We start from the raw sequence: 23,601 nt of genomic DNA, 5'->3' as shown, positions 1-23,601 counted from the left end.
AAGGAGTGATTGCGAATGTTTGATCTGAGTGGGAAAGTAGCGCTCGTCACCGGCGGCAACGGCGGCATCGGCCTCGGCATGGCGCAAGGACTGGCCAAAGCCGGCGCTCGAGTGGTGGTCGCGGGGCGCAATGCGCAGAAGTCGGCGGCGGCGCTGGACGCGCTGAAGGCGCTGGGCAGCGACAGCTTCGCACTTGCCGCCGACGTCACGGACGAGGCATCGGTGCAGGCGTTGTTCGATCAGCTCGCGGAGCGCTGCGGCCGGCTCGACATCCTTGTCAACAACGCCGGAACCACCGTGCGCAAGCCCGTGGACCAACTCGCACTGGCCGAGTGGAACCAGGTCATGGACACCAATCTGACGAGCGCCTTTCTCTGCTGCCGCGCCGCGCATCCGCATCTCAAGGCAGCCGGCGGCGGCAAGATCATCAACATCGGATCGATGATGTCGATCTTCGGCGCGCCCTATGCGCCCGCCTATGGCGCCAGCAAGGGCGGAATCGTGCAACTGACGCGCGCCATGGCCGCTTCATGGGCGGCCGACGGCATCCAGGTCAATGCGGTGCTGCCGGGATGGATCCAGACCGAGCTGACCGACGGCGCACGCGCCCAGGTGCCGGGGCTCAATGAACGGGTGATTGCACGCACCGCCGCCGGCCGCTGGGGACAGCCCCGGGACTTGGCCGGGATCGCGGTGTTTCTCGCCAGCGACGCGTCGGATTTCGTGACCGGAACGGCGATTCCGGTCGACGGCGGCTATTCGATCGCGGCCTGAAGGCTCAATCGGCGAGCCGGCCTGCCGTCAGGCGCAGCACGCGGTCGCAGCGCGTTGCCAGGCTCTCGTCGTGCGTGACCATCACGAAAGCGGTGTTGCGCTCGCGCGCAAGGCGCAGCATGAGCGCAAACACCGTGTCGGCCGTCGCACGGTCGAGGTTGCCGGTCGGCTCGTCGGCCAGCACGCAATCGGGTTGCGTCACCAGAGCCCTGGCGATGGCGACGCGCTGGCGTTCGCCGCCCGACAGTTCCGAGGGACGATGCTGGACGCGCTCGCCGAGACCCACGGCGCGCAGCATCGCGACCGCCGCATCGTGCGCTTCTGCCGGCGGCATGCGCCGGATCTTGAGCGGCATCGCCACGTTGTCGAGTGCACTGAACTCCGGCAGCAGATGGTGGAACTGGTAGACGAAGCCCAGATGCCGATTGCGCAGGCGCCCCTGCTCGGCGGCATCGACATGCGCGATGTTTTCACCGTGCAGTTCCACCGTGCCTGAGGTTGGCGCATCGAGCCCGCCCATCAGATGCAGCAACGTGCTCTTGCCCGAGCCCGACGCGCCAACGATCGCCAGCGTCTCGCCCGCATGCACGTCGAGGTCGACGCCGTGCAAAACCGTGAGGTCGATGCGGCCTTCTTGAAAGCGCTTGGTCAGTCCGCGGACTTTGAGGACAACGTTCCCGTTGTTCTTTACCTCACTCATAGCGCAGAGCCTCCGCGGGATTGACGCGGCTCGCGCGCCAGCTTGGATAGAGGGTCGCGACGAAGGCGAGGATGAGCGAGATCACCGTGATCGGCACGATGTCGCCTCGCTGCGGATCGCTCGGCATCTTGCTGATGAGGTAGATGTCCTTGGGCAGGAAGCTCGCGTGGAAGAGCCGCTCCAGCGCCGGGACGATGACGTCGATGTTGTAGGCGATGCCCAGCCCCAGCAGCAAGCCGGCCAGCGTGCCCACGACACCGACCATGGCCCCCTGCACCACGAAGATGCCCATGATGCTGCGCGGACTGGAGCCCAGCGTGCGCAGGATCGCGATGTCCGCGCGCTTGTCGGTGACCGTCATGACGAGCGTGGAGACGAGGTTGAAGGCCGCGACCGCCACGATCAGCGTCAGGATGATGAACATCATGCGTTTCTCGACCTGCACGGCCGCAAACCACGTCTTGTTCGCGCGCGTCCAGTCGCGAATGAGGAATTGCCCCGGCAGCGTGGCGCCGAGTTCGTCGGCCACCTCGCGCGCCTGATGCAGGTCCCTGAGCTTGAGGCGCACCCCGCTCGGCCCTTCCAGGCGGAACACACGGGCGGCGTCTTCCTCGTGGATCATGGCGAGCGACGAGTCATATTCGTAGTGCCCCGAATCGAAGGTGCCGACGACCGTGAACTGCTTGAGCCGCGGTACGACGCCAGCCGGCGTGACCTGGCCGCCGGGTGCGATCAGCGTGACCTGATCGCCTTCGCGCACGAACAGCGATCGCGCGAGTTCGACCCCCAGCACGATGCCGAACTGCCCCGGCACCAGCTTGGACAGCGAACCCTGCTGCATGTCGCTGGAAAGATCAGTCACCTGTGCTTCCAGTTCGGGCTGGATTCCGCGAACCAGGGCGCCCTTCATGTCTTCGCCGCGCGCGATCAGCGCCTGCGCTGATATGAACGGCGCGACGCCGATCACCTGGGGGTTCTTGCGCGCTTCGGCCATGATCGCGTCGATGTCGCCGAGCGCCTGGCCATCGCGCGACAGGATCTCGATGTGGGAGATCACGCCGAGCATCCGGTCGGTCACTTCCTTCTGGAAGCCGTTCATCACGCTCAGCACGATGATCAATGCAGCCACGCCGAGCGCGATGCCGAACATCGATACGCCAGAGATGAAGGAAATGAAGCCGTTGCGCCGCGTCGCCCGGCCTGCGCGCGTGTAGCGCCAGCCGAGTTGCAGTTCGTAGGGGAGTCGCATAGGGCGGTAATTGTGGCATCCCGGACAATAGGCCTATGCCCGTGTCCCCTGTGCCCTCCAGCTCCCGTCATTTGTTGATCCCCTTCGCCGGCAGAGGCTCGCCCGCCTGCCGAGAAGCGCTGACCGGACTTCGGCTGCCAAAGCTCGAAGCCCTCCTCGGCCGGATTTCGCTGATGCATGAGGACATGCAGGACGACAACACCCTTTCGCCGCCGCACGAACGCGCCCTGGCGGATGCCTTGGGCATCGCGGCGCCCGACGGCTGCATTCCGTGGGCGGCCCTCGAAGCGAAGCAATCCGGCCTCGGTCCCACCGACACCGGTGCGAGCTGGGGTCTGGCGACGCTTTGCCACTGGCATGTCGGCATCGACGACGTGGTGCTCGGCGACCCAGCCGCCATTCATATCGACGAATCCGAGTCGGCCGCGTTACTGAAGGCCGCACAGCCCTTCTTCGCGGAAGACGGCATCGCATTGCACGCATCGTCGACGCCGGGCCGCTGGCTCGCTCACGGCAAGGTTTTCGACGGGCTCGCAACGGCATCGATCGATCGTGCGGTCGGCTCGCCGATTTCCGAGTGGTCGCCGCTCACCGATGCCGCGCGGCCGCTCCGCAGGCTCCAGAACGAGATGCAGATGCTGCTCTATACCGAACGCGTGAACGACGACCGTGCTGCGCGCGGTGTCCCGCCGATCAATTCCTTCTGGCTGAGCGGCACGGGCAACTTGCCGGAATCACGGAGCCCGAACGGCCCACCGCCGAAGGTGGACGACTCCTTGCGCACGGCTGCCCTGCGCGACGATGGCGCCGCCTGGGCTTCAGCCTGGCAGGCGCTCGATGCTGGCCCGATGGCCGCACTGCTGGCCGATGCCTCCGGGGGCGCCGATGTCATGCTGACACTGTGCGGCGATCGCGGCGCCCGCTGCTTCGGCGTGCAGCCTCGCGGACTGGTCGGATGGGCCCGCAACCTCTTCAGCAGAGTCAGCACCGGCGACGTGCTCGGAGCGCTATAACCATGAAGATCATCGCCAGGGACATCCCCCCGCGCAGCGCCTGGGCACTCGAACAGGCCGGCGTGCATCCGTTGCTGGCGCGACTCTATGCAGCGCGCGGCGTGCTCGGCAAGGACGAGCTCGACGACGGACTCGCACTGCTGCTGCCGCCGGTCACGTTGCACGGTGCCCGTGAGGCAGCGGTGCTGCTGGCCGATGCCATCCGGGATGACAAGCGGCTTTGCGTGGTCGCCGATTACGACTGCGATGGCGCCACCGCCTGCGCCGTCGCCGTGCGCGGCCTGCGGCTCCTGGGCGCGAAGCACGCCGCTTACCTCGTGCCCGATCGCGTGACCGACGGCTACGGGCTCACGCCGCCCATTGCCGAACGCGTGGCGGACAGCGGCGCGGACTTGCTAATCACAGTCGACAACGGCATCGCAAGCGTCGAAGGGGTGGCCGCCGCCAAGGCGCGCGGACTGGCCGTGCTGGTCACCGATCACCACCTGCCGGGTCCCTCGCTGCCGGACGCCGATGTGCTCGTGAATCCCAACCAGCCGAGCTGCGCATTCGAGAGCAAGAGCATCGCCGGCGTCGGCGTGATGTTCTACGTGCTGCTCGCGTTGCGCTCCGAGTTGCGTGCGCGGGGCGTGTTCGACGTCACGAATCAGCCGAAGCTGGACGCCCTGCTCCCACTGGTCGCGCTGGGCACGGTCGCGGACGTAGTGCGGCTGGACGCTAACAACCGGCGGCTCGTGGCGCAGGGCCTGCGGCGCATCCGGGCGGGCGCGATGCCGGCAGGCGTAGCGGCGCTGTTCAAGGCCGCCGGCCGCAATGCCGCGGCGGCGACGACGTTCGACTTCGGCTTTGCGCTGGGCCCGCGCATCAACGCAGCCGGCCGCCTGGCCGACATGACGCTCGGCATCGAATGCCTGCTGACCGATGATGCCGGGCGCGCGGACCAACTTGCGCGCACCCTCGACGGCATCAATCGCGAACGGCGCGACATCGAAGGCGGCATGCGCGAGAAGGCTCTGGTGTTGGCCGAATCGTTGTTTGCCGACGTGCAGACAGCGCCTGCGGCCATCAGCGTGTTCGGCGCCGACTTCCATGAAGGCGTGGTCGGCATCGTGGCATCGCGCATCAAGGAACGATTCCATCGGCCGACCTTCGTCTTCGCGGCGAGCGGCGCCGACGGCAAGTCGCACGAGCTCAAGGGGTCCGGGCGATCCATCCCCGGCTTCCACCTGCGCGACGCGCTCGATCTTGTCGCCAAGCGGCATCCAGGCGTGCTGCTGCGATTCGGCGGACATGCGATGGCGGCGGGCTGCACGGTCGCGCGCGAGCACTTCGAGGCTTTCGAAAAGGCACTGGCCGAAGTGGCGCAGGAATGGCTCGACGCAGCCACCCTGACGCGCAGACTGGATACCGACGGCCCGCTCGCGCCTGAATATCTCCGCGTCGATCTGGTCGACACGCTGCACCGCGAGGTGTGGGGCCAGGGTTTCGCACCGCCGACCTTCAGCGAAGAGGTCGAGGTGATTTCGCAGCGGCTGGTCGGCGAAAAGCACCTGGCCCTCAAGCTCAAGCACAAGGGCAAGCCGGTCGACGGCATCTGGTTCGGCCATACCGAGCCGCTGCCGGCTCGCGTGGTGATCGCTTACCGGCTGGATGCCGACGAATGGCAGGGCGTGCGGCGGGTCAGGTTCCTGGTTGAAGGCGCTGAAATCTGAGGCGCCTCGGCTTCTCAGGAAGCAGGCGGGCGAATGCGTTCGATGCGGGCTTTCGGGGTCGCGCGCACCAGCTCTTCCTTGGCGGCTTGAGCCTCTGACGTCTCGGCGTTGCGCTGGCGCCTGGACGACGTGTCCACCGCGTCCGGCTCTGCCGGTGCAACGACCACGATCTCGTCCACGCAAATGGGGGGAGCGTCTTCGACCGCGCCGCGCACCGCCTCCATGACATGCGCGGTGCCGTGCGGCGACTGCAGGTCGATGAGGATGCGCCGGGCGCCGAAGCCACGCGCATTGGCGCGCAGAAAGTCCGCAAGGTGCGCCCGAAGCTCGGGCCAACGCAGCTTGTCCCAGATCACCGCCCTGGGCACCGCACTCAGCGGCAGAGGAAAGAAGCTTGCGGCTTCGCCGCGCTGGTTGATCCGGCTGACCAGCTCCTCCACCTGCTCACGCGGCACGCGACGCTTCGTGTAGTGGGGCAAGGGGCCGTATTCGGAGTCCGCGTAGGTGAGTACGTGATAGTCCGAGATCGGTCCTTCGAGCTTGTTCGAGGGGGTCCGCACGATACGCATGGCGAGCCTTTCGCGGGTGGCGTTCGAGAGCGAACCAGTGTGCAAGGAGGGGTCGGTTCGTGGCATGGCGCAGTGGGGCCTCACTCGTGCAAAACGTGAACTACATCACGGTCCGGTGAAGCGGGGATGACATCTGATCCGAGTCTGCATGGCCCTGGGCGCTTGCGCATCCGTCGTATGGATGATGCCCATTGGCGTAGGGCGCGCCTTGCGTGCCTGCCGAGCTCACGCGTTCAAAGTCCCCGGAACTCCTGGTTCACGCCGATCACGTAGCCCCAGACCTTGTTTGTCCCGCTCCGGGAGCCACTCAGATCGACACTGAGCATCGGTGTGACGCTGTATCGCAGTCCGGCCCTCGAGGTCCAGATGTCGAACGCACGAAAGCGCTCGAAGATCAGGCTTGCCTTTCCGTTCAGGGCCCATTCGGCCTGAACGCCGCCGCGGCCGGTGCGCTTGCCGTTCACCGTGTCCCAGTCGGCTCCGAGGTTCGCGTGCAGCGACAGGCTCTCCAGCGCGCGCCAACTCACGGGAAACACAAGTTGGCCGCCCGTGTGCCCACCATGCGTCACGTCATAACTCAGGCCCGCCGATATCGCTGCTTCGAGGGGTACATCGGTCGCGTTGCCGAAGTAGGTCCATTTGAGCTGCGGGCCGACGACGTAGCCGTGCGCATCCAGCGCCGAATAGCGATCGATGTTCAGGCCCAGTTCGACCGGTCCGACGCGGCAGGCGGGGCCGACGTGGTAGTCCGTCGCTTCGGCCGCGCCGAATCGTCCGGCCCATAGCTCGTACTGGCACCGGCCGGGGTCCAGGGTGCCGGCGTCATCGACATCGAAATGGCCGCCGGCGTGCGCTGTCGCAGCAAGCATGAATGCAAGCAAAGGGAGAACGGCCCGAGTCATGGCGGCGCATTCTAGGAGCGCGAGATGCAAGCGCCGTGGCGACCCCGAGAAGCCGTTGTGCCGAATGCTGCTTCAGATCTCGAACTGCGGCTGCAATTCGCGGATGCGCTTCATCGCAACGCCTGCGGCCGCGGTGCGGGTCTCGACGCCCAGCTTGACGTACACGCGTTCGAGGTGCTTCTTGGCGGTCGCCGGACTGCTGCCGAGGATTTCGCCGATGTCCTTGTTGGTCTTGCCCTTGACCACCCAGTACAGCACTTCCGCCTCGCGCGCGGTGAGTTTCAGGCTCAGGCTCATGGCCTCGATCACCGAAGTGTCGGACTCCTCGCGCATGATGATGAGCCAGTCATCGCCGTCATCGTCATGGCCGGTTTGCTGATGCAGCCGCAAGTTGAGCCGCGCGGCGCCCTGTTCGATCGACAGCACCGGCGGTTCGATCTGCCGCTGTGCCGCGTCCGGCAGATGGCGCTGCAGCCATTCGAGGACGACCGGTGGCGTCACGGGCGCGCTGGTGCCGCAATAGCGCAGGAGCAGGTCGCGCGCGAGCGCGGTCTGCCAGATCAGCTTGCCGTCCGGCATGCGCACCGTGAAGCTTGCATAGCCGAAGGCGTCGAGGGCGTTGCGCGCCTGCCCGGCCTGCTGCGCTTCCTGCCGTGCGCGGCGCGCGCCCTGCAGATGCACGTTCATGCGGGCGAGCACTTCCTTGGGCTTGATCGGCTTGGTCACGTAGTCGACGCCGCCCGCCTCCAGCGCAGCGACCAGATGCTCGGTCTCGGTCAATCCCGTCATGAAGACGATCGGAATGTGCGCGGTCGCGGCGTCGGCCTTGAGCCTGCGCGCCACCTCGAAGCCGTCGATGCCCGGCATCATCGCGTCGAGCAGCACGATGTCGGGGCGGGCCTGCGCGGCACGTTGCAGCGCCTGCTCGCCGCTGGTGGCAACGAGCACCGTGTAGCCGGATTCGTCCAGCGCATCGTGCAGCACGGCAAGGTTGTCCGGCACGTCGTCGACGATGAGAACGAGATCGCTGTTGCCGGCGAACTCGCGTGCGGACGTGCTCATGAAGTGCTCCCCGCCGGAAGAGCGCACATCTTGTCGAATTGGAACTGCCGCGCCAGCGCACGTTGCGTGGCGGTCCATGCAGCGCATTCGGGCTGGGCCGCATCGATCTCGTCGAGCTGATTCATGATTCCGCGAAAGTAACCCAGGCTCACGGCTTCTTCGAGCGCGCGCAGCCTGTCTGGGGAAGGCATCGTGCCTGCTGCCACGGCTTGTGCGGACGGCGGTGCCGCGACGGCATCGTCGGTCCAGCGCAGTTCGAGTCGCCGCTCCAGCCAGTCGAGCAGTTCGCTGTGGCGCACCGGCTTGACGAAGAAATCCTCCGGCGTGATGCCGACGTCGTTATCCAGGCGCTTGTCGAAGGCGTTGGCCGAGACGATGGCAACGGCCGCACCCGCAAGCCCCAGCGCACGCGAGCGGCGGATGGTTTCCCATCCATCGATGCCGGGCATGGCAAGGTCCACGAACATCGCGTCCGGGCGCCAGCCGGCCGCGATCAGGTCGAGCGCATCGTGCCCGCTCGCGGCGGTGCGCAGTTCAAAGCCCAGCGGCGCCCACACTTGCACAAGCAACTCGCGGTCGGCTTCCTCGTTGTCGACGAGCATCAACCGGCGTCGCCGGCCCTCGTAGCCACGCCTCGCGCGCGCTGCCGGCACACGGCGCAGGTGCTGCCCGGGGGGCAGAGCATGCACGTGCGGCAGAAAAAGGCGCAGCCGAAACACCGAGCCCACGCCTCGCGTGCTCTGCACCGTCATCTCTCCACCCATCAGGTCGACCAGCATCTTGGCGATCGTCAGGCCAAGACCCGCGCCGGGCGCCGCAGATCCCGCGGTGGTGCCGCGTGCAAACGGTTCGAAGATCCGGCCCAGCTCTTCGGTGGACATGCCCGCGCCTGTGTCTTCGATCTCGATGGCCGCGAACTCGCGTGCGTAGCGAAGCCGAAGCGTGACCTGCCCTGCTGTCGTGAACTTGATCGCATTGCCCAGCAGATTGATGAGGATCTGGCGCACGCGCTTTTCATCCGCGCGCACCAGTTCGGGCAAGGCGCCCGTGGGCTCGAAGCGAAACGCCAGGCCTTTCTCGAGCGCCTGCAGCTCGAACATGTCGGCCAATTCGCTCATCACGTCGGCGAACTGCATCGGCTTGGCATGCAACGTCAGCTTGCCGGCTTCGATGTGGGCAATGTCCAGCGTTCCCTCGATCAGCGACAGCAGATGCTCCCCGCCGCGCTTGATCACCGCCACCGCTTGCCTGCGATGCGGCGGCACCGCGGCGTCCTCCCCCATGAGCTGCGCGTAGCCCAGGATGCTGTTGAGCGGCGTGCGCAGTTCATGGCTGATGGCGCTGATGTAGCGGCTCTTGGCCTGGTTGGCCTGATCGGCAGACTGCTTGGCCGCTTGCAGGGCGCGATCGGTTTCGCGGTGAAGGTCGATCTCACGCACCAGCAGATGCGTCTGGCGGTTCGACTCCTCTTGCGCCACCTTGCGGCTCTGCTGCGCAAGCACGAGCCACCAGGCGACGATGCCTGCGATGAGCATCAGCGCCATGTACGCCTTGAAAAAACCCGAACGCAGCGACGCAAGCTCCAGGTCAAGCATTGCTCCGCTCACGGCACCTTCACTGAGAGCGCGGAGTTCCTGCTGATAGAGCACGCCAAACACCGCCGCGAGCAGAGGCACGACGATCAGCATCAACAGCAGGAAGTGCCCGAGCCCCGTGTCCAGATACGGCCAGACGCGGCGTGGCAGCAGCCATCGCAAGGCGCCCGACCATTGCGCCGAAAGGCTCGCCTGCGGCTTGCACAGGTCACCGCAGCGTGCATCGAGCGTGCAGCACAGGGAGCAAATAGGACCTTGATACGCCGGGCAATGCGCCATGTCCGGGCCTTCGTACTCGCGCTCGCAGATGACGCAGCGCTGCACGGAGAGGCGCCGATAGCTCCCCGCATCGGATTCGACCCGCGCCCATCGCACGACCGAGCGTCGCGCGGCCGGCTCGAACGGCGCTGCGCCGCCTTCGTCGGAAACGCGCGCGATGTAGTACTTGCCGCGCGTGGCCCAGGCGATGAGAGGCGACGTGACAAAAGCCGTGCCGAGCGCAATCAGCGCCGAGAACGCCTGCGCCAGCGGCCCGAACGCGCCCAGATGCGCAGTGATCGACACCACAGAAGCCAGCGCCATCGCGCCCACGCCGACCGGGTTGATATCCCACAGGTGCGCGCGCTTGAATTCGATGCCGGGCGGCGAGAGCCCGAGCGGCTTGTTGATGACCAGGTCGGCCACCACGGCCATCATCCACGCGATGGCGATATTGGCGTAAAGGCCGAGCACGTCGCCCAGCGCCTCGAACACGTTCATCTCCATGAGCATGAAGGCGATGAGCGCGTTGAACACCACCCAGACGACGCGGCCGGGGTGGCTGTGCGTGACGCGCGAGAAGAAGTTGCTCCATGCGAGCGAGCCGGCGTAGGCATTGGTGACGTTGATCTTGAGCTGCGAGATCACCACGAAGATGGCCGTCGCCAACACTGCCCAGCCGTAGTTCGGAAACACGTATTCGTACGCGGCAAGGTACATCTGGTTGGGATCGACGGCTCGCTCGGGCGGCACCATGTGGCTGATGGCGAGATATGCCAACAGCGCACCGCCGAGCATCTTCAGCACCCCGAGCACCACCCAGCCCGGCCCCCCGACCAGGACGCCGGCCCACCAACGCCGCCGGTTCGCCGCCGAGCGCGCCGGCATGAAGCGCAGATAGTCGGCCTGCTCCCCCATCTGCGTGATCAGTGCGATGCCGACAGTCAAGCCGGCACCGAACAGGTGCAAGTCGAAGCCGATCGACGATGACTTGACACCTACATAGTGCGCAATGCCTGAAAACGCACCAGGATTGCGCGCCAGCACATAACCGAACGGCACGACCAGCATCAGCAGCCAGATCGGCTGCGTCCAGACCTGCAAGCGGCTGATGGCGGAGATGCCATGCGTCACGAGCGGGATGACCACCAGCGCGCAAACGAGGTAGCCCCAGACGGGCGGCACGCCGAGCGCCAGTTCGAGCGCATAGGCCATGACCGCCGCTTCGAGCGCGAAGAATATGAAGGTGAACGATGCGTAGATCAGGGACGTGAGCGTCGAGCCGATGTAGCCGAAGCCGGCTCCGCGCGTGAGCAGGTCCATGTCGACGCCGTAGCGCGCCGCGTAGACGCTGATCGGCAGTCCGGCCAGAAAGATGATCAGACCGGTGCACAAGATGGCCCAGAAGGCGTTCACGAAGCCGTACTGCACCAGCAGGGTCGCGCCGACGGCCTCCAGGATCAGGAACGAGGCCGCACCGCCAAAAGCGGTGCTCGCCACGCGCCATTCGGCCATGCGCCGGAAGCGCTGCGGCGTGAAGCGCAGGGCGTAGTCTTCGAGCGTCTCGCTGGCAACCCAGCTGTTGTAGTCGCGCCTGACCTTGACGATGCGCTGCGGCGCTTCGGCGGCCGGAGCGGGGGGAACTGCGGAGGAGTGCACGCGAGGGCGGTGCAGCTTTCATGCCCGGCCGCAGTCGCGCCCATGGGGGCACGAAGGAGGCTCGAGGGAGGCACGACTGTTGCAAAGCATTCTGGATGCCCACAATGATTTGACCTGGCCGCCGAGCCCCGCACCCATGGAACTGACACCGCGCGAAAAAGACAAGCTGCTGATCTTCACCGCTGCGCTGCTGGCCGAACGTCGCCGCGCGCGAGGGCTGAAGCTCAACTACCCTGAAGCCGTCGCGCTGATTTCGGCGGCCGTCATGGAGGGCGCGCGCGATGGCAAGAGCGTGGCGTCGCTCATGAGCGAGGGGCGCTCGGTGCTCACTCGCTCGGATGTGATGGACGGGGTTGCGGAGATGATTCCGGACATTCAGGTGGAAGCCACATTCCCTGACGGCACCAAACTCGTCACGGTGCACCAACCGATCTTATGACTCGCCGATTTCATGTTGCTCGCCCCCAGGCTCGCGTACTTCGTGTCGCTCTCCACCCCCTGCCGGGGGCAACACCGGCGGCCCGGCTGAGCCGGTTCCGCGGTGTTTCTGGAATGAATAACAACTGAGGATTCTTTATGCGTCTTGCTCGTTTTGCACCTGTGCTTGCGTTGTTGACAACCCTGCCCCTCATCGCGCGTGCGCACACCGGCGTGGATGGGGGGCTTCACCATGGGTTGGTTAGCGGGTTTCTTCATCCGTTGACCGGCGCTGATCACTTGGCCGCAATGGTGGCGGTGGGGCTCTGGAGCGCGCTGACCGCGCGCCGTGCCTGGCCTGATCTGCTGTGGGCACCCTTGGGTTTCGCCGTGATGCTGCTGGCCGGCGCGCTGGCTGGTCTCGGCGGTCTGCAGCTGCCGGCGGTCGAGCCGATGATTGCTGCGTCGCTGCTGGTGATCGGCTTGGTGGTCGTCACGCAACAGCGTCTGCCCGCGTTGGCTGCAGCGATGCTCGTCGGGGTGTTCGCCATCTTTCACGGCGTCGCACACGGGCAGGAATTGGCGAGCGAATCCGGTGCCGCGCTGACGCTGGCTGGCATGCTCGCCGCGACCGTGCTGTTGCACATCGCCGGTATCGCCATTGGATGGTCGCTGCGCAACGGCCACCGGTGGCTGCCCCGTCTTGCGGGCGCCGCCGTGGCGGCATTCGGCGTCGCACTACTCGGCGGACTTGCTTGAGGCATTTCGATGATCCCCGGCGAACTCATCACTGACGAGGGCGAGCACGTCCTCAACCCCCGCCGCCGCACGCTGACGGTGGTGGTCCAGAACACGGCGGACCGGCCGATCCAGGTCGGATCGCACTATCACTTTGCTGAAACCAACGGCGCGCTGGGCTTCGACCGCGAAGCGGCACGCGGGATGCGGCTGAACATCGCGTCGGGCACCGCCGTGCGCTTCGAGCCGGGACAGCAACGCACCGTCGAACTGGTCGACTTCTCAGGGGACCGCGTGATATACGGCTTTCGCGGTCTCGTGCAAGGAAAGCTTTAAAAATGGCAACCATCGGGCGCCGCGCCTACGCAGAAATCTTCGGGCCCACGGTGGGCGACCGGATCCGTCTCGCCGACACGGACCTCGTGATCGAAGTCGAAGAGGACTACACGCTGCACGCCGGCGGCTACGGCGAGGAAGTCAAGTTCGGCGGCGGCAAGACCATTCGCGACGGCATGGCGCAAGGGCAGCGCACACGCGCCGAAGGCACCGTCGACACAGTCATGACGAATGCGCTCATCCTCGACCACTGGGGCATCGTCAAGGCAGACATCGGATTGAAGGACGGCCGCATCGTCGCCATCGGCAAGGCGGGCAATCCTGACGTGCAACCGGGCGTGGACATCGTCATCGGCGCGGGCACAGAGGTGATCAGCTGCGAAGGCAACATCGTCACCGCTGGCGGCATCGACAGCCACATCCACTTCATCTGTCCGCAGCAGATCGAGGAAGCGCTGAGCTCGGGCGTGACCACGATGCTCGGCGGCGGCACCGGTCCCGCGACGGGCACCTTCGCGACCACTGCGACGCCGGGTCCATGGCACATCGAGCGCATGCTCCAGGCTGCCGACGCCTTCCCGATGAACCTGGGTTTTCTCGGCAAGGGCAATGCAAGCCTGCCGGCGGCGCTGCACGAGCAGATCGATGCGGGCGTGATCGGGCTCAAGCTGCATGAGGACTGGGGCACGACGCCTGCCGCAATCAGCAACTGCCTTGATGTGGCGGACGCCACGGACACACAGGTCGCGATCCACAGCGACACGCTCAACGAATCGGGCTTTGTCGAAAACACCATCGCGGCGGTGAAGGGCCGCGCGATCTGCGCCTTTCACACCGAAGGCGCGGGCGGCGGCCACGCACCGGACATTCTTCGCGTGGTCGGAGAAGCCAACTTTCTCCCGTCGTCGACCAACCCGACGATGCCCTACACCGTGAACACGCTCGACGAGCACGTCGACATGCTCATGGTGTGCCATCACCTCGACCCCGGCATTGCCGAGGACCTCGCCTTTGCCGAAAGCCGCATCCGCAAGGAAACCATCGCGGCCGAGGACATCCTGCACGACATGGGTGCGATCAGCATGTTCAGCTCCGACAGCCAGGCGATGGGCCGCGTCGGCGAAGTCGTCATTCGCTGCTGGCAGACGGCGCACAAGATGAAGGCCCAACGAGGCAAGCTGCCCGAAGACCCTGCGCGCAGCGACAACTTCCGCGCCAAGCGATACATCGCCAAGTACACGATCAACCCCGCCATCGCGCATGGCATCGCGCATGAAGTCGGCAGCATCGAGATCGGCAAATGGGCCGATCTGGTGGTTTGGAAGCCGGCCTTCTTCGGCGTCAAACCTTTCACGATCCTCAAGGGCGGCACCATTGCCATGGCCGCGATGGGAGACCCGAATGCATCGATCCCCACGCCGCAGCCCGTGCACTATCGGCCGATGTTCGGCGCCTTCGGCGGATCGCTCGCCAAGGGTTCGCTGACCTTCGTCTCGCAAGCGGGACTCGCGGCGGACATCGGACGCCGCTACGGGCTTGCGAAAAACCTGAGCGCAGTGAAGAACATCCGCGGCATGCGCAAGCAGCACATGGTGCACAACGCGTTCACGCCAAAGATGGAGATCGACGCGCAGACCTATGCGGTTCGCGCGGATGGGCAGTTGCTGACTTGCGATCCCGCGGTCTCGCTGCCGATGACGCAGCGGTATTTTCTGTTCTGAATGTCAGGCCAAGCTCGTAAGGAGGCGCTCGCGAACCCATTGTGCAAGCGCCGTTTCATCCACTTGACCGGCAGCAAGGCCAAGCATCACGAGAACACAGTCCTCGTCGGACGCATTCAGTTCGCATCCGTTGAGGTCGAGAAAGAGCTCCAGAGCGATGAACGCCGTGCGTTTGTTGCCGTCGACGAATGGATGATTGCGGGCAATTGCAAACGCGTAGGCGGCTGCGAGCGTTGCGGCGTCGGGCGACTCATACAAAGCTCTGTGCTGAGGACGCCCCATGGCAGATGTGAGGAGCGCTTCATCGCGCAGTCCCCCCGGTCCACCATGTTCGACCAACTGCTCGTCATGCGCTGCAAGGATCATTCGCGTGCTCAGCCACGTCCACTGCTGATTGGCGGCCGTCACTTGGCCAACTCGCGCAGCACGTTGCGTCGCTTCTTCATGATTCGCCGCGCGGCTTCCATTTGGCGCTCGAACTCGTCGTCGTATGGCGAAAGATTGACTCCGCCATTCGTGGCCTGGGTGAGGTAAACCGTATCACCCTTGCCTAGGTTCATTTTTGCGAGAACATCCTTTGGCAGGATCACCCCGACGGAATTTCCGATCTGAGTCAACTTGAGAGCGGACATCGAATGCTCCGTAATTTCAACGTTATAACAAGCGTTATATTATCGCCAGCTCCATACGACCGCAAGCCACAATGCTCACCGCCAACAAACTCATGCCCCAGGGCGGCGGCCTCGCGCCTGTCCTGCTCAAGCGCGCCGCGACCGTCGAACTCGATTGGGACGTCCGCCAGAAAAGCCGCTTCGATACAAGCGATTCGCAAGGTCGGCAGATCGGCGTGTTCCTGCCGCGCGGCACGGCGGTGCGCGGGGGTGACGTTCTGGTTGCGGAAGACGGCTCGCTGATCAAGGTGATCGCCGCGCCGCAGCCGGTGCTGGTCATCACGCATTGCACCGAGCACGGCACGCCTTTCGACTTGCTGCGCGCCGCCTATCACCTCGGTAACCGCCATGTGCCGATCGAACTCAAGCCCGATCACCTGAAGATCGAGCCTGACCATGTGCTCGCCGGCATGCTGCGATCGATGCACTTGATCGTGCGAGAAGCCGAGGAAGCCTTCGAGCCCGAAGGCGGCGCCTATGGTTCGCACGGGCAAGGGCATTCAGGGCATTCGCATGGGCCGGCGCCGGTCGGGCCAGTGCTTCATCCGGCTGCCTACGCAGGTTCTCACGATCACGATCATTCGCATGGCCATTCCCATGACCATTCGCACTGATGGATGACACGCCGGCGGCCCTGCCCGCTGCAAGCCTCCTCCAGCTGATCTGGCTGGCCTCGCCGGCGCTTCCCGTCGGCGGCTTCTCGTATTCCGAGGGGCTCGAAGCAGCCATCGAATGGGCCGGCATCGGCACCGAGCAAGCGGCCGCCGAATGGCTGGCTGACCAGTTGCACCTCAGCCTGGAGCGTGCCGACCTCACCGTGGTCGCCCAGGCGATCGGCGCATGGCGAAGTGGCGACTCTTCGCGCATCCGTTCGCTCAACGATTGGGTCTTTCATACGCGCGAGTCCGCAGAGTTCCTGCTGCAGACCGAGCAGATGGGCCGCTCTTTCGTCGAATGGCTGAAGCTGCATCACGCCGATGCAACTCAAGTCTTCGGCACCTTGCCAGCCAGCTACCCCGTCGCATTCGCCTTTGCGGCAAGTCGCACCCAAGCCTCGGTGCGCGACGCCTGTCTCGCTTTCGCCTTCGGTTGGGCAGAGAACATGGTCGCCGCCGCCGTCAAGGCTGTCCCCCTCGGCCAGAGCGCGGGGCAGCGCATGCTCGCCCGGCTCAGCGGCGAAATGCCCATGGCCGTCGCAAACGCGATGGCGCTGGAAGATGATGACCGGCAGGCTTTTTCGCCCATGCTTGCGGTGCTATCGGCCCGCCACGAAACCCAGTACTCGCGCCTTTTCAGAAGCTGATTCCCCATGTCGTCCGCACTCCATCACATCGCCCATCGCACCAAGAAACTGCCGCCGCTTCGCGTGGGCATCGGCGGCCCCGTCGGCTCCGGCAAGACCACCCTGCTCGAGATGCTCTGCAAGGCAATGCGCGACAAGTACGACCTCATCGCCATCACCAACGACATCTACACCAAGGAAGACCAGCGCCTGCTGACGGTCGCGGGCGCGCTGCCGGCCGAACGCATCATGGGAGTCGAAACGGGCGGCTGCCCACACACCGCGATTCGCGAGGACGCATCGATCAATCTCGAAGCGATCGACCGGATGCTGGACCAGTTTCCGGATGCCGATGTGGTGTTCGTCGAATCCGGCGGAGACAACCTCGCCGCGACTTTCAGCCCCGAACTGTCGGACCTCACGATCTACGTGATCGACGTGGCGGCCGGCGAGAAGATCCCTCGCAAGGGCGGCCCGGGCATCACCAAGAGCGACCTCTTCGTGATCAACAAGACCGACCTGGCGCCCTACGTCGGCGCCGACCTGGGCGTGATGGAAGCGGACACGAGGCGCATGCGCAAGCAGCGGCCCTTCGTGATGACGAACCTCAAGACGCACGCAGGCCTGGCCGAAGTCGTGTCGTTCATCGAGGATCGCGGCATGCTGAAGGACGCCTGATTCAAAGCTCGCTCGCGTCCTTGACCTGGCGGGCCTTGTAGACGAGCCGCACGCTCGCGTGGTGCGAGTCGCTCGTGCGTTGCGCATACACGTCCATGTCGCCTTGCACCCAGGCTGCATATGCGCTGCCCGGATCGTTTGAGCTGAGCTCAGGGCCATAGTTGCTGCGGCCCCAGGCGACGATGTCAGCGAAGGCGGCTGCCCCGAGATCGGGCGATGTGCCAGTGGGCGCCACCCATTCGACTCTGCGCAACTCGCCGCCCGCGAAGAAGAAGACCGGCTCGAAAAGCAAGCCCGCAACCTTTGCCGGCGCGGCATGCCATGTGCCGGCGAGCCCACCCGCTAGACGCTGCGGGCGCTGCACGCGCTCCACGCCGGGCAGCGCCGCCCGAAGCTCCTCTGTCGACATCCCCAACCGAACGCCGGCCGGCAGCGCCTGTGCATGCAATGCGGTCACGGCAGTGAGAAGGCTGAAGGCGAGCAGTGCGCGGATTGGCTTCATCTTGGACGGGTGAGTCTTGTCGGTGGGAGGAGCCGGATTGTCGTCGGCATCGATTTGTCACGCGCGCCGTGAAATGGTCCGCAGATTGCTTGGGGTATACAACTTAGGACCTATATTTTGAGGTCTGCAATCGCAGGATACTGATTGAAACGAATCTGACGTTCGAGAACACCATGGCTTCCGAAGCAATCTTCATCCCAGCGGCTGGCACCGTTCAATTCGCCATCTATCCCGACGGCTACGACGGCGCGCGCATCATTGCGCGCATCGACGAAGAAGCGCTCCACACCCGCTTCCACGCGCCCGAAGGCGAGGATTCGGAACTGGTGCAGGCCTACACGCGAAACGCCGATTCGATCGATGCGCTGGCAACGGCACGCTATCGCGAGGATCCGACGACCGCCATCTGCCTGCACAGCAACGATTTTTGACTGGCGCTGGCCGCATGCCCACGTTCTGCTGGCGGTGTTGACCTTGCAGTGACTCGAGGGTTTCCAATGGCTGGATGGCAAGAACAATCTCGAAAGCGTCTACCGTCGGAGTGCCTCACTCGCACTCGCCCAACTCGCACCGTACCCACGGGGACTGCTGTGCGGCGGAGCATGACGTCCATGCGCCAGCGCCGACAGGGCGCATCGGCGCCAACACGTACCGCATTCCGACGATGGATTGCAGCGCCGAGGAATCGGACATTCGCCGCGTCGTCGAACCGATCGCCGGCATCCGCGGGCTGCATTTCCAACTGAGCCAGCGAACGCTCAGGATCGACGGCGCGCCGGGCGCGATTCCACACGCATTGGCGGCGATCCGCAAGGCGGGCTACTCGCCCGAACTGCTCGCGCCCAAAGCACCATCAGACGCGAACGACCCATCGCAGCACGACCCGCGCCATGGCAGCGGCTACATGCGGTTCGCGGCCGCGCTCGGCCTCGCGCTCGTCGCCGAAGGCGTTTCTTACTTCGCGCCGGACACCGCGGCCTGGAAAGCGGCCGGCATGGTCGTCGCAGCAGTGGCCATCGGGCTGGCCGGCCTCGAAACCTATGCAAAGGGCCTGCAGGCGCTGCGGCACGCGAGGCTCAACATCAACGCGCTCATGTCGGTGGCCGTCACCGGCGCCTTCGTCATTGGTCAATGGCCGGAAGCAGCGATGGTGATGGCGCTCTACGCCATCGCCGAACTGATAGAGGCTCGCGCGGTGGACCGCGCACGAAACGCCATCAAGGGTCTCGTCGACCTTGCGCCGGCCGATGCGGAGGTGCAGCAGGCGGATGGCAGCTGGAAGCGCATGCTCGCCGGCGAGATCGCGCTCGGCGCAGTCGCCAGGGTCAAGCCGGGCGAACGGGTGGCGCTGGACGGCATCGTGACGCGCGGCAGCAGTTCCATCAACCAGGCGCCCGTCACAGGCGAAAGCATTCCGGTCGACAAGGAGCCCGGCGATCCGGTGTTTGCGGGCACCGTCAACCAAAACGGCGAGATCGAATTCCGCGTGACTGCGGCCGCCAACGACACGACGCTGGCCCGCATCATCCACGCCGTCGAGGAAGCGCAGGGCTCGCGCGCGCCGACGCAGCGCTTCGTGGATCGCTTTGCGGCGATCTACACGCCGACGGTGTTCGTCCTTGCGCTGGCAGTCGCGGTGTTGCCGCCGGTCTTTCTGGGTTGGGAATGGCTGGCCGCGCTGTACAAGGCGCTGGTCCTGCTGGTCATCGCGTGCCCGTGCGCTCTGGTGATTTCGACGCCGGTCACGGTCGTGAGCGGCCTTGCCTCCGCAGCACGGCGCGGCATCCTGATCAAAGGCGGCACCTACCTCGAGAACGCACGCCGGCTCAAGGCCGTTGCGCTGGACAAGACCGGCACCATCACCGAAGGCAAGCCGCAGTTGGTCGCCTCCGCGCCATGGGGCAATGCGGACGAAGCCGACGTGTTTCAGCGCGCGAAGAGTCTGGCGGCTCGATCGGACCACCCAGTATCCAGAGCCATCGCTGAGGGGCTGGGGGGCACCATCACGGACGTCGAAGGATTCGGTGCGCTGCTCGGGCGCGGCGTCGAAGGCGTGATCGACGGCGAGCGTCTGGTGCTCGGCAATCACCGGCTGCTGCGCGAACGCGGCCAGACCGATCCGGCACTGGACGAAGCGCTGCTTGCGCACGAAGCCGAAGGACGCACGGTGACGCTTCTTGCCAGCGACCGCGGCGTGCTCGGCCTCTTCGCGGTGGCCGACACGGTGAAGGCGAGTTCCGTGCAAGCCATTGCGCAACTCAAGCGACTCGGCGTGGTGCCGGTGATGCTGACTGGCGACAACGAAGCCACGGCACAGTCGGTCGCGCGCGAAGCAGGCATTGACGATGCGCGCGGCGGGCTGTTGCCGCAAGACAAGCTCGACGCGATCGACGAGATGCGCAAGCGCTACGGATCCACCGCCATGACGGGAGACGGCATCAACGATGCCCCTGCCTTGGCGCGCGCCGACATCGGCTTTGCCATGGGAGCCGCGGGAACGGACACAGCCATGGAGGCGGCCGACGTCGTGATCATGAACGACGACCTCGGGCGTATCGCTGAAACCATTCGGCTGTCGCGCCGCACGCATGCCGTGCTGTGGCAGAACATCGGGTTGGCGCTCTCGATCAAGGCAGTGTTCTTCGCGCTGGCGATATTCGGCAGCGCAACCATGTGGATGGCGGTCTTCGCGGACATGGGCGCGAGCCTGCTGGTGGTCGGCAACGGCTTGCGTTTGCTTCGCAAGGCCGAGGCCTGAGGCGCCTGCGCACCTTCAAAAACAAAAACGGCCTCGAGAGAGGCCGTTTTTTTTTGCGCGAAGAAGAATTACTTCTTGGCGGCCTTCTTTGCAGGCGCTGCCTTCTTCGCAGGAGCAGCCTTCTTCGGAGCGGGCTTTGCAGCGGCCTTCTCGGCCTTGCGCTTGGCGGCCTTGGGATCGATGGCCGCCTTGAAAGCAGCGCCCGGCACGAACTTGGGCACCTTCTGTGCGGCGATCTTGATCTTCGCGCCGGCTTGCGGGTTGAAGCCGGTGCGAGCAGCGCGGGCCACTTGCTTGAAAGTGCCGAAGCCGATGAGTTGAACCGGATCACCCTTCTTCACTGCGGCGACGATGGAACCCGTCACTGTTTCCAGGATGCGGGCGGCTTCGGCCTTGCTGACGACGTGGGTGGAGGCGATCTTTTCGACTAGTTCGATACGGTTCACGAGTAAATTTCCTTAGGATTGATTTCGCCATGTTGCCGATGGCGGCGCAGCGTACATACAAGCTGCAAGCGGCGCGGAGTATAGGGCAGCGCGCCAGGCGCCCGGCCAAACCGGCAGCGGCTACCTCTCGGACGACCTTCTCGCGGAGCGCGAAGCCTGGTCGGCAATGAACGAATATTGCGCAGTCATGTCCCTGCCATGAGCAGTGCGCATTTCACCGGCAGCCACCTTGTCGGCACCCGAGCCGAGGGCGTTCGGGCGAAGCGCATCACCGGCAAACGCGGCACCGCATGGGCGATCGGAAAGCACCGTCTGTCCCCTGTCGTCCTTGCACCGATGGATTTCAGCGGACGCAGAGGCGGCTGCGGCTGCGATTGCAAGAACGACTGCAGCGCGGATGACGTGCGAAACCGAAGGAAGCATAGGTCGCTTTCAATTTGTTACGACGATGCTAACCGCAAGAAGGTACCCGTCCAGCGCTTGATCCAGGCAGGTGAACGAAGCGTGAAAAAAGGCGCACCGCGTCAGCCGCTCGCTGAAGGGAAAACACTTGTGTGACGCGCGCCACAGTGCCTCATATCCTACGTAGAGGGTCACACAGCGAGGGCCACAATATTTTCGTTCGCGAAAAGGGAGGGCTGACATGCCTGCGGTTCGAAAAGTTCGTGGCCTTCGTGGCTTGGGTGGGATGGCGCTTGTCCTCCTGCTGCCCACGTCGTTGCCGTTCAATGCGTTTGCCGCGCTCGGCGGCCCTGCTTCATCGGTGGCAGTCGACCAGACGCGCATGAAGGCCATGCGCCAAGTCAAGGCCGGCACCGCCTTCAGCATCCATGAAATCACCACGGACACCGGAACGGTGGTCCGCGAATACGTTTCTTCCGCCTCGGGACAAGTATTCGCGGTGACTTGGCAGGGTCCGTTCATGCCCGACCTCAAGCAGGTTCTGGGCGATCACTTCGCCACCTTCGTGGAGTCCACCGGGCAAGAACGCATCGGCCGCGGCCACGCGCTGGTGAGCCGACCCGAAGTCGTCATTCATTCGGGCGGCCATATGCGGTCCTTTACAGGAAAGGCCTATCTGCCCGGTCAATTGCCAGAGGGAGTGCGAATTGAAGACATCCGCTAGACAAAGCCTCGGCGTCCTGGTGCGCGCACGCCTCGCCTCCGCGGCCATCTTCTGCGCCCTCGTTGCCGCTGCTTGCGGCGGGGGGGGCGGCGGGGGTGGCGGAGTAGGTGCAGTCGGCAATGGCGTGATCGGATCCCCGAGTCCGCCGAGCGGAGCGGCCGCGAACCCAGGGCCTTCAGATGGCAATGCAAGCGTCTCCGGATCGAACGTGGCGCCGATCATCCTCGATGCGGGGCCTCCCGGCGTGACGGGCATCGTCAACGTGCCCTTCGTCAGCGTCAGAGTGTGCGCCCCGGGCACCTCGTCTTGCCAGACCATCGACCATGTGATCCTGGATACCGGATCGACCGGCCTTCGCCTGATTGCCTCGGCCGTGACCAACCTATCGGCGCTCCAGCAGCAATCCGACAGCTCGAACAATCCGATTGCCGAATGCGCGCAGTTCGTCAGCAGCTATTCGTGGGGCACGGTCAAGCTGGCGGATGTCAGCATCGCAGGCGCTACGGCCGCATCCTTGCCGGTGCAGATCATTGCCGACCCCGATCTCCCTGCTGCGCCTACCTCGTGCTCGAACGCCGGCTCGGCGAACAACACGGTCGCGAGCCTGGGCGGCAACGGCTTGCTCGGCGTGGGTTCGTTCCGGCAGGACTGCGGCGCCGCTTGCGTCAGCAGGGCGGTCTCCGGGACCTACTACGCGTGCCCGGACGGCAATGGGTGCTCGCCCACGTCCGTCCCGCTTGCCAAACAGGTGACCAATCCCGTGGCGCTTTTTCCATCGGACAACAACGGCGTGCTGATCCAGCTTCCGGCGATCGACCCGCGGGGCGGCCAGAACGTGACGGGTTCACTGGTGCTGGGCATCGGCACGCGCAACAACAATGGATTGGGCAGCGCGCAGGCCTATGGCGTCGACAACTCGGGTGACTTCACGACCGTGTTCAACGGGCAGACCTACCCTCACAGCTTCATCGACAGCGGCTCGAATTTTCTTTTCTTCAACACCACTGCGCTGCCGAAATGTCCCAACCTGGGTGAGAGCGCCTTCTACTGCCCTCCCATGGAGCAAACGCTCTCGGCCGTCAACCAGGGGATCAACGGTACGAACGGCACGGTCAGCTTCACGGTCGCGAATGCCCACGCCTTGTTCACGGGCAACATTGGAGCGACGGCGTTCAACAACGTCGCCGGAAGCTTTCCTGGAGACCAGGGCTTCGATTGGGGTCTGCCCTTCTTCTTCGGGCGGAATGTGTTCTCGGCAATCGAGGGCGCACCAACGCCCGCCGGGCCGGGGCCGTACGTCGCTTATTGAGCCGACGCGCGCGCTCCCGGCGCGATCGTCGACGGCGCTGCATTGAGCGTCTCGATGGCAAACCCCGCGGCGGCCTTGTAGCGCGCCATGAAAGCCTCGCGCTCCGCGGCCGGAATCACTTCGT

The 23,601-nt window shown here is 65.2% G+C and carries 26 protein-coding genes; 14 read left to right on the top strand and 12 right to left on the bottom strand.

Annotated elements, in window-relative coordinates; genetic code table 11:
* Nucleotides 1–15 precede the first annotated feature (15 nt).
* Nucleotides 16–774, top strand: coding sequence for an SDR family NAD(P)-dependent oxidoreductase (locus AC1DSF_RS26950; protein ID WP_478128179.1), 759 nt, complete (start codon nt 16–18; stop codon nt 772–774).
* A 4-nt stretch (nt 775–778) separates the two neighbouring features.
* On the opposite strand, the gene lolD is transcribed toward AC1DSF_RS26950, so the two are convergent.
* Both lolD and AC1DSF_RS26940 read right to left on the bottom strand, forming a co-directional pair.
* Nucleotides 779–1,474, bottom strand: coding sequence for a lipoprotein-releasing ABC transporter ATP-binding protein LolD (gene lolD / locus AC1DSF_RS26945; RefSeq protein ID WP_478128178.1), 696 nt, complete (start codon nt 1,472–1,474; stop codon nt 779–781).
* Entirely contained in the window at nt 1,467–2,723 is a 1,257-nt protein-coding gene (locus AC1DSF_RS26940; protein ID WP_478128177.1) for a lipoprotein-releasing ABC transporter permease subunit, read from the bottom strand. The genes lolD and AC1DSF_RS26940 overlap by 8 nt, the downstream gene beginning before the upstream one ends.
* Nucleotides 2,724–2,758: 35 nt before the next feature.
* Between AC1DSF_RS26940 and AC1DSF_RS26935 the strand changes: the two genes are divergently transcribed.
* Nucleotides 2,759–3,736 carry a hypothetical protein gene (locus AC1DSF_RS26935; protein WP_478128176.1) on the top strand — a complete coding sequence of 326 codons (978 nt, stop codon included), beginning with the start codon at nt 2,759–2,761 and terminating at the stop codon, nt 3,734–3,736.
* Between the two features lie 2 nt (nt 3,737–3,738).
* A complete protein-coding gene (gene recJ, locus AC1DSF_RS26930; protein WP_478128175.1) occupies nt 3,739–5,448 on the top strand; it encodes a single-stranded-DNA-specific exonuclease RecJ in 1,710 nt (569 codons plus the stop codon).
* Between the two features lie 14 nt (nt 5,449–5,462).
* Here the strand turns inward: recJ and AC1DSF_RS26925 are convergent, their stop codons facing one another.
* The 4 genes from AC1DSF_RS26925 to AC1DSF_RS26910 all read right to left on the bottom strand — a co-directional run bounded on the left by AC1DSF_RS26925 (nt 5,463) and on the right by AC1DSF_RS26910 (nt 11,493).
* Nucleotides 5,463–6,083: a hypothetical protein gene (locus tag AC1DSF_RS26925; RefSeq protein WP_478183756.1), complete on the bottom strand. Its 621-nt coding sequence runs from the start codon at nt 6,081–6,083 to the stop codon at nt 5,463–5,465.
* Nucleotides 6,084–6,250: 167 nt separating this feature from the next.
* Entirely contained in the window at nt 6,251–6,919 is a 669-nt protein-coding gene (locus tag AC1DSF_RS26920) for a hypothetical protein (protein ID WP_478146088.1), read from the bottom strand.
* A 72-nt stretch (nt 6,920–6,991) separates the two neighbouring features.
* Nucleotides 6,992–7,981 carry a response regulator gene (locus AC1DSF_RS26915; protein ID WP_478146087.1) on the bottom strand — a complete coding sequence of 330 codons (990 nt, stop codon included), beginning with the start codon at nt 7,979–7,981 and terminating at the stop codon, nt 6,992–6,994.
* Entirely contained in the window at nt 7,978–11,493 is a 3,516-nt protein-coding gene (locus AC1DSF_RS26910) for a hybrid sensor histidine kinase/response regulator (RefSeq protein ID WP_478183755.1), read from the bottom strand. Before AC1DSF_RS26910 ends, AC1DSF_RS26915 begins: the two co-directional genes overlap by 4 nt.
* A 136-nt stretch (nt 11,494–11,629) precedes the next feature.
* On the opposite strand from AC1DSF_RS26910, the gene AC1DSF_RS26905 reads away from it, so the two are divergent.
* From AC1DSF_RS26905 to ureC, 4 genes are all read left to right on the top strand, one after another.
* The gene (locus tag AC1DSF_RS26905) at nt 11,630–11,932 is read left to right on the top strand and encodes an urease subunit gamma (RefSeq protein WP_478128232.1); all 303 of its coding nucleotides are present in this window, start codon (nt 11,630–11,632) and stop codon (nt 11,930–11,932) included.
* A gap of 137 nt (nt 11,933–12,069) precedes the next feature.
* Nucleotides 12,070–12,669, top strand: coding sequence for a HupE/UreJ family protein (locus tag AC1DSF_RS26900; protein ID WP_478128170.1), 600 nt, complete (start codon nt 12,070–12,072; stop codon nt 12,667–12,669).
* Between the two features lie 9 nt (nt 12,670–12,678).
* Nucleotides 12,679–12,984: an urease subunit beta gene (locus AC1DSF_RS26895; RefSeq protein WP_478146084.1), complete on the top strand. Its 306-nt coding sequence runs from the start codon at nt 12,679–12,681 to the stop codon at nt 12,982–12,984.
* Between the two features lie 2 nt (nt 12,985–12,986).
* A complete protein-coding gene (ureC, locus tag AC1DSF_RS26890; RefSeq protein WP_478128168.1) occupies nt 12,987–14,705 on the top strand; it encodes an urease subunit alpha in 1,719 nt (572 codons plus the stop codon).
* Nucleotides 14,706–14,708: 3 nt separating this feature from the next.
* Here ureC and AC1DSF_RS26885 read toward each other — a convergent pair whose 3' ends face one another.
* Nucleotides 14,709–15,113, bottom strand: a complete 405-nt coding sequence (locus AC1DSF_RS26885) for a type II toxin-antitoxin system death-on-curing family toxin (protein ID WP_478128167.1) — start codon at nt 15,111–15,113, stop codon at nt 14,709–14,711.
* A complete protein-coding gene (locus AC1DSF_RS26880; protein ID WP_478128166.1) occupies nt 15,110–15,337 on the bottom strand; it encodes an AbrB/MazE/SpoVT family DNA-binding domain-containing protein in 228 nt (75 codons plus the stop codon). The genes AC1DSF_RS26885 and AC1DSF_RS26880 overlap by 4 nt, the downstream gene beginning before the upstream one ends.
* A gap of 71 nt (nt 15,338–15,408) precedes the next feature.
* Here AC1DSF_RS26880 and ureE point away from each other — a divergent pair, with 71 nt between their 5' ends.
* The 3 genes from ureE to ureG are packed head-to-tail and all read left to right on the top strand — an operon-like array spanning nt 15,409 to nt 17,336.
* Nucleotides 15,409–15,990, top strand: coding sequence for an urease accessory protein UreE (gene ureE / locus AC1DSF_RS26875; protein ID WP_478183754.1), 582 nt, complete (start codon nt 15,409–15,411; stop codon nt 15,988–15,990).
* Complete coding sequence (locus AC1DSF_RS26870) at nt 15,990–16,679, top strand: urease accessory protein UreF (protein WP_478183753.1); 690 nt, start codon at nt 15,990–15,992, stop codon at nt 16,677–16,679. Before ureE ends, AC1DSF_RS26870 begins: the two co-directional genes overlap by 1 nt.
* Before the next feature lie 6 nt (nt 16,680–16,685).
* Nucleotides 16,686–17,336: an urease accessory protein UreG gene (gene ureG / locus AC1DSF_RS26865; RefSeq protein WP_478128163.1), complete on the top strand. Its 651-nt coding sequence runs from the start codon at nt 16,686–16,688 to the stop codon at nt 17,334–17,336.
* 1 nt (nt 17,337) lies between these two features.
* Here ureG and AC1DSF_RS26860 read toward each other — a convergent pair whose 3' ends face one another.
* Nucleotides 17,338–17,838, bottom strand: a complete 501-nt coding sequence (locus AC1DSF_RS26860; RefSeq protein ID WP_478146083.1) for a hypothetical protein — start codon at nt 17,836–17,838, stop codon at nt 17,338–17,340.
* Nucleotides 17,839–18,011: 173 nt separating this feature from the next.
* Here AC1DSF_RS26860 and AC1DSF_RS26855 point away from each other — a divergent pair, with 173 nt between their 5' ends.
* Together AC1DSF_RS26855 and AC1DSF_RS26850 are read left to right on the top strand one after the other, a co-directional pair.
* Complete coding sequence (locus AC1DSF_RS26855; protein ID WP_478128161.1) at nt 18,012–18,269, top strand: hypothetical protein; 258 nt, start codon at nt 18,012–18,014, stop codon at nt 18,267–18,269.
* A gap of 74 nt (nt 18,270–18,343) precedes the next feature.
* Nucleotides 18,344–20,596, top strand: a complete 2,253-nt coding sequence (locus AC1DSF_RS26850) for a heavy metal translocating P-type ATPase (RefSeq protein ID WP_478146082.1) — start codon at nt 18,344–18,346, stop codon at nt 20,594–20,596.
* Between the two features lie 68 nt (nt 20,597–20,664).
* On the opposite strand, the gene AC1DSF_RS26845 is transcribed toward AC1DSF_RS26850, so the two are convergent.
* Nucleotides 20,665–21,042: an HU family DNA-binding protein gene (locus AC1DSF_RS26845; protein ID WP_478128159.1), complete on the bottom strand. Its 378-nt coding sequence runs from the start codon at nt 21,040–21,042 to the stop codon at nt 20,665–20,667.
* A 120-nt stretch (nt 21,043–21,162) separates the two neighbouring features.
* Entirely contained in the window at nt 21,163–21,465 is a 303-nt protein-coding gene (locus AC1DSF_RS26840; protein ID WP_478128158.1) for a DUF4124 domain-containing protein, read from the bottom strand.
* Between the two features lie 265 nt (nt 21,466–21,730).
* On the opposite strand from AC1DSF_RS26840, the gene AC1DSF_RS26835 reads away from it, so the two are divergent.
* Both AC1DSF_RS26835 and AC1DSF_RS26830 read left to right on the top strand, forming a co-directional pair.
* Nucleotides 21,731–22,168: a DUF2844 domain-containing protein gene (locus tag AC1DSF_RS26835; RefSeq protein WP_478128157.1), complete on the top strand. Its 438-nt coding sequence runs from the start codon at nt 21,731–21,733 to the stop codon at nt 22,166–22,168.
* Entirely contained in the window at nt 22,152–23,477 is a 1,326-nt protein-coding gene (locus AC1DSF_RS26830) for a DUF3443 domain-containing protein (RefSeq protein WP_478146081.1), read from the top strand. The genes AC1DSF_RS26835 and AC1DSF_RS26830 overlap by 17 nt, the downstream gene beginning before the upstream one ends.
* Here the strand turns inward: AC1DSF_RS26830 and AC1DSF_RS26825 are convergent.
* Nucleotides 23,471–23,596: a hypothetical protein gene (locus AC1DSF_RS26825; RefSeq protein WP_478183752.1), complete on the bottom strand. Its 126-nt coding sequence runs from the start codon at nt 23,594–23,596 to the stop codon at nt 23,471–23,473. The genes AC1DSF_RS26830 and AC1DSF_RS26825 overlap by 7 nt on opposite strands.
* Nucleotides 23,597–23,601 lie beyond the last annotated feature (5 nt).

The sequence above is a fragment of the Variovorax sp. 01N429 genome (assembly GCF_056399425.1).
Note: the sequence above shows the minus strand (reverse complement) of the source record. Positions and strands in the feature narration are given on the sequence as shown.